The 4,619-nt window shown below is 60.3% G+C and carries 6 protein-coding genes; 5 read left to right on the forward strand and 1 reads right to left on the reverse strand.

Annotated elements, in window-relative coordinates:
* Positions 1 to 324: 324 nt before the first annotated feature.
* Genes NW819_RS00540 through NW819_RS00550 form a run of 3 tightly spaced genes read left to right on the forward strand, consistent with a single transcriptional unit; the run spans position 325 to position 2,638 of the window.
* Positions 325 to 1,593, forward strand: a complete 1,269-nt coding sequence (locus tag NW819_RS00540; RefSeq protein WP_414412569.1) for an FAD-dependent oxidoreductase — start codon at positions 325 to 327, stop codon at positions 1,591 to 1,593.
* Positions 1,581 to 1,778 carry a sulfur carrier protein ThiS gene (gene thiS, locus NW819_RS00545; RefSeq protein WP_414357500.1) on the forward strand — a complete coding sequence of 66 codons (198 nt, stop codon included), beginning with the start codon at positions 1,581 to 1,583 and terminating at the stop codon, positions 1,776 to 1,778. Before NW819_RS00540 ends, thiS begins: the two co-directional genes overlap by 13 nt.
* Before the next feature lie 32 nt (positions 1,779 to 1,810).
* Positions 1,811 to 2,638 (forward strand): thiazole synthase, encoded by an 828-nt coding sequence (locus tag NW819_RS00550; protein ID WP_414412570.1) that lies wholly within the window; start codon positions 1,811 to 1,813, stop codon positions 2,636 to 2,638.
* Positions 2,639 to 2,724: 86 nt separating this feature from the next.
* On the opposite strand, the gene NW819_RS00555 is transcribed toward NW819_RS00550, so the two are convergent.
* A complete protein-coding gene (locus NW819_RS00555) occupies positions 2,725 to 3,351 on the reverse strand; it encodes a class I SAM-dependent methyltransferase (RefSeq protein ID WP_414412571.1) in 627 nt (208 codons plus the stop codon).
* Between the two features lie 176 nt (positions 3,352 to 3,527).
* Between NW819_RS00555 and NW819_RS00560 the strand changes: the two genes are divergently transcribed.
* Positions 3,528 to 4,259: a M50 family metallopeptidase gene (locus NW819_RS00560; RefSeq protein ID WP_414344389.1), complete on the forward strand. Its 732-nt coding sequence runs from the start codon at positions 3,528 to 3,530 to the stop codon at positions 4,257 to 4,259.
* Positions 4,260 to 4,390: 131 nt separating this feature from the next.
* Entirely contained in the window at positions 4,391 to 4,531 is a 141-nt protein-coding gene (locus tag NW819_RS00565) for a hypothetical protein (RefSeq protein ID WP_414344387.1), read from the forward strand.
* The last annotated feature ends 88 nt before the right edge of the window (positions 4,532 to 4,619 follow it).

Consider the following 4,619-nt stretch of genomic DNA (forward strand, 5'->3'; position numbering starts at 1 on the left):
CAAACTAGATTGAGACACCCCCTAAACGCTCCGCGCCACTGCCCTCACCCCCATTCCTTCTCTCAGAGGGAGAAGGGGGCTAGAGGGAAATGTTTCATTCCGGTTTAATTGAGAATGCCAGAACACTGCGTGATCACCTCCCCCAACACCGCCAGCAACACCGGCACCCCCAGACGGATCCCGGAGACCAACAGCGAGATCAAACAAAAAGCTCCAAGTGAAAAGGCGTTCCAGCGAAGCTTGGCCCAGCACTCCATCAACAAATGCAGGCACAGGTGGGAGCAGATTCATCGCCGAGCTGGAAAGCCTATCATGGGATCCAGTATGGAATCCATTGTGTCAGCAGCGCAGGGCACTTTGACCCTTTCACCCTCCTCTTCTCCGCCAGACCCGCCAGCCAGTCTGACGGGCTCATTCCCCGCCGCTGACGCGGCAGGGATCACTTTGCCTTGGGCAGCGCAGCGGGATCCCATCCTTGTCCTCGGGGCTGGGCTGATGGGGCGTTTGTTGGCCGCCAGCCTTGTCGAGGTTGGGCATCCCGTCCGCATTGTGGAGGCGGCTCCTGCTGCTGCTGTTGAGAGCAGTGCTGCCCATTTTGCCGCTGCTATGCTGGCTCCCCTAGCCGAGTCTGCCATCGCCGAAGCCAGTGTGGTGGCCCAGGGGTACTATGCCCTCTCCCGCTGGCCCGCCCTTCTGGCCAGCCTGCCAGAGCCGGTTTTCTTTCAGCAGGAGGGCACTTTGATCCTCTGGCACCGCCAAGATGCCGGGGAAGCCAAGCGCTTCTCGGCGCTACTGGCCGCTGTGGGGGAACACCTCCCGCATCTCCCCCGCCCTCAGCCGCTGGATGCCCAGGCTATTGCCGAGCTGGAGCCATCGGTAGCCGGGCGATTTGCGCAGGGCCTGTATCTTCCCCAAGAGGGCCAACTGGACAACCGCCAACTGTTGGCAGCTTTACTGGCCAAGTTGCGGCAGCACGAGGTGGAAGTGGAGTGGGGTTGCCCCTGGGATCTGAAGCAGGCCCAAGCCTGGCAGCAACAAACCGGAGGCTGGGTTTTGGATTGCCGCGGCCTGGGATCCCAAAAAGAATGGGGCGGGCAAAAACTGCTGCGCGGAGTTCGGGGTGAGGTGGTGCGCCTGTATGCCCCGGAAGTCTCTTTGCGGCGCCCAACCCGGCTGTTGCATCCTCGCTATCCGATCTACATCGCTCCCAAGCCGGGACACCTGTTCGTAGTGGGGGCCACTGAAATCGAATCTGAGGATCGCTCGCCGGTGAGCGTCCGCTCCGCCCTGGAGTTGCTCAGCGCCGCCTACGCCGTACATCCTGCCTTTGCCGAAGCGCGTATCCTGGAATTGGGCAGCCAATGTCGTCCCACCTTGGCGGATAACCTGCCAGCCGTGGTGGAGCGCTCACCTCGCCTGTTGCAGATCAACGGCCTCTATCGCCATGGCTTTCTGATCTCCCCGGCCATCCACGATGCTGTCTTGGAGTATCTCCACCAGGGTAGTTGTCGCTTGGCCCAGCAGCTTGGGATCCCCTTTCAGGTGCAGGCTGCCCCTCTTTCCGGTGAGTCCCTGTCGCCATGCGTGTCTTGATCAACCAGAAGCCTTACGATTTGCCGGAAGGCACCACTTTGTCCGAAGCAGTGGCTCAGGTGGGGGCCAGCGGCCCTTTCGCGGTAGCGGTTAATCTGAAGTTTGTGCCACGTGCCCAATACGAGCAAACTCGTCTGCAAGAAGGCGACCAGGTGGAGATCGTCGCTCCGGTTGCCGGCGGCTAGCGCTCAAGTCCGCTTTTCTATCTGCCTCAGCCATGTCCACCCTTCTCCATTGCTCTCCCTCAACTCTGGCCGATGAGGATCCTTTGGTGCTCTATGGCCAACCGTTGCCCAGCCGTCTGATGTTGGGTACGGCTCGCTACCCTTCGCCGGCCATTTTGGAGCAGGCGGTGGCGCGCGCGCAGCCCTGTTTGTTGACGGTTTCTCTGCGGCGGCAAGGGGCACTGGGGCCAGAAACTTCCCAGAGGTTCTGGGCTCTGTTGCAGAAGATGGGGATCCCAGTTCTGCCCAACACCGCCGGCTGCCACAGCGTGCAGGAGGTGATCACAACGGCGGAGATGGCGCGGGAGGTGTTCGGCACCGACTGGATCAAGCTGGAGTTGATTGGGGATGACTACACGCTGCAGCCGGATACCCTACAACTGCCGACGGCAGCGGCTGAGCTGATCCGGCGCGGCTTCAAGGTGTTGCCCTACAGCACCGATGATCTGGTGTTGTGCCAGCGGTTGCTGGATGTCGGCTGTCAAGTGGTCATGCCCTGGGCGGCCCCCATCGGCACCGGGAAAGGCCCCCTCAACCCCTACAGCTTACGCCTGCTGCGGGAACGGATTGAAGCGCCGCTGATCGTGGATGCCGGCTTGGGTCTGCCCTCCCACGCCTGCCAGGTGATGGAGTGGGGGTTTGATGGGGTGCTGCTGAACACGGCAGTGGCTTTGGCTCGGGATCCGGTGGTCATGGCTGAGGCCTTTGCAGAAGCGGTGCGTTCAGGCCGCCGAGCTTACCTTGCCGGGGCCATGATCCCTCAGGAGACAGCTCAGCCCAGTACGCCCGTCCTTGGCACCCCCTTCTGGCATCAAGGCTAGAGTCTTTTGGGCCTGTTTAGGGTTGCCATCTCTCTTGGTTTTCGTCAGTGGTGTGGAGCGCGTTGAGCAGCTCATTCGGCAGGCTGCTATCGCGAATGGGCTTGGATCACCTGTAGGGCTCCCCCAGCGTGCAAGGTTTGCCGGATGGACTGCCACCCCTGCTGATGCAAATACTCGGGCAAATCCAGCTTGAGCAGCTCCCAAGCGGTCTCGGTTTCAAAAAGGGCCAGAAAGAGGGCCAGACCAGGCCAGATCAGGGGTTGCCGAGGCGCATGCAGATCCAGGATCAAGAGTCCTCCCCCCGGCTTGAGCACCCGCCACACTTCCCGCAGCACCTGCTCCAAGTCGGCGAAGGACAATTCGTGCAGAGCCAAGCTGGTATGCACCCAATCAAAGCTGGCATTGGGAAAGGGCATATCTTGGGCAAAGGCCTCCACAAACTCCACCTGGGGAAGGCGTTTGCGGGCTGCCGCTAGAGCTTTGGGGGAAGCATCCAGGCCCACCACCTGCTGGCTCAGCTCCGCCAACAGTGGGGTTACTTCAGCTGGGCCACAGCAGAGATCCAACACCCGCTCCTGGGGATGAATCTGGATCCCTTGTAGGGGCAATTTCCGCAGCCGCTCGTATCCCCCCACCGCCAGAGCAGCCCCGCGGCTGATGCTGCGGTAAAGCCAGGGAAAGCGGTAGCTCCAGTCGCGCAGGAAGGTGGCCACAGACAGGGATCCCTCAGAGTCTTTTTCAGCCTACCTGACCTACATCCATTGCAAACTGGTTTGAGACATATGTTTTTCTGGATTTTCTCGGGGTTGGCTTGGAACTCTCCTCTGCCGGCAGTCGTCTAAGAAGACGAGGCGTTTTAGGCTTTTTTCTGTCTACCCACTGCTGCTCTATGACTCAGTTTGAGCTGCCTCCCTCCCCTTCCGAGAAACCTGGCCGGCACAGCTTGGTTTGGTTGGTGGCTGCTGCAGGTCTGACGGTCTTGCTCTGGCAGCTCCCCTGGGGCAACTATATCCTCTACCCCTTTACGATTCTGGCCACCTGGTTTCATGAGATGGGCCACGGCTTGACGGCAGTGCTGTTGGGTGGGGAGTTTCATCGTCTGGAGATCTATCCCGACGGGTCGGGGTTGGCCTTTCACAGTGGGCACTTGTTTTTGGGGCCGGTGGGTCGAGCTTTGGTGGCCGCCGGCGGGCCAATGGGGCCCCCAATGGCCGGGGCGGTTTTTATCCTGGCTTCTCGTCGTCAAGGTACGGCCCAGTTGGGGTTGTTGGCTTTGGGATCCCTGCTGTTGCTGTCGGCGGTGCTCTGGGTGCGCTCTCTATTTGGCCTGTTGCTGATCCCGGCTATTGGGCTGGGGATCTTGGCGGTGGGCTGCTGGGCTTCCCCTTGGTTGCGGGGCTTTGCCGCACAGTTTTTGGGGGTGCAGGCCTGTGTGAGCACCTACCACCAGCTTGACTACTTGTTTACGGCCTCTGCCGTGATCAATGGGCAGGTGATCCACTCCGATTCCAGCCAAATTGCCCAAAACTTGTTCTTGCCCTACTGGTTTTGGGGAGGGGTGATGGCGGTCTCTTCTTTGGTGCTGCTGATAACCAGCTTGCAACTGACGTTCCGGGACTAGCCGGCGGGGGGCAAAGCCGCAATTTTGGCAGTGATTTGTGTCACGCAAAAATCCGTCCTCCATCACTGCCCAGTCGAGAAAACCGCCGCTACAGTAATGGGCAAGAGGAGTGAGGAGTTGAGGAGTGGAGCATGTGGCGGGATATTATCGGGCTGGCCCTGGCGGCGACCCTACTGTTGATCAGCAAAACCGCCGCAGACACGCTGGGCCAAAGCCAGGTGCAGACTTTCACCGAACCTGAGCCGATGCCCTACTCTGCACCGGTGGAATGAGGTACTTGAGTCTGCTGACGGAAGTCGTAGCGGCGTTGTCGTTTTGTGCAACACTCATTCTAGAGTCTTTGAGGACTCCGTCCGAGTG

It is taken from the genome of Synechococcus sp. R8-2, from assembly GCF_047461715.1.
Taxonomy (GTDB): Bacteria; Cyanobacteriota; Cyanobacteriia; order Thermostichales; family Thermostichaceae; genus Thermostichus.

Excerpts from the sequence above, each read along its gene's own strand:
- NW819_RS00550 (WP_414412570.1), top strand. The coding sequence starts at position 1,811 with ATGTCCACCCTTCTCCATTGCTCTCCCTCAACTCTGGCCGATGAGGAT.
- thiS (WP_414357500.1), top strand. The coding sequence starts at position 1,581 with ATGCGTGTCTTGATCAACCAGAAGCCTTACGATTTGCCGGAAGGCACC.
- NW819_RS00540 (WP_414412569.1), top strand. The coding sequence starts at position 325 with ATGGAATCCATTGTGTCAGCAGCGCAGGGCACTTTGACCCTTTCACCC.
- NW819_RS00560 (WP_414344389.1), top strand. The coding sequence starts at position 3,528 with ATGACTCAGTTTGAGCTGCCTCCCTCCCCTTCCGAGAAACCTGGCCGG.
- NW819_RS00565 (WP_414344387.1), top strand. The coding sequence starts at position 4,391 with ATGTGGCGGGATATTATCGGGCTGGCCCTGGCGGCGACCCTACTGTTG.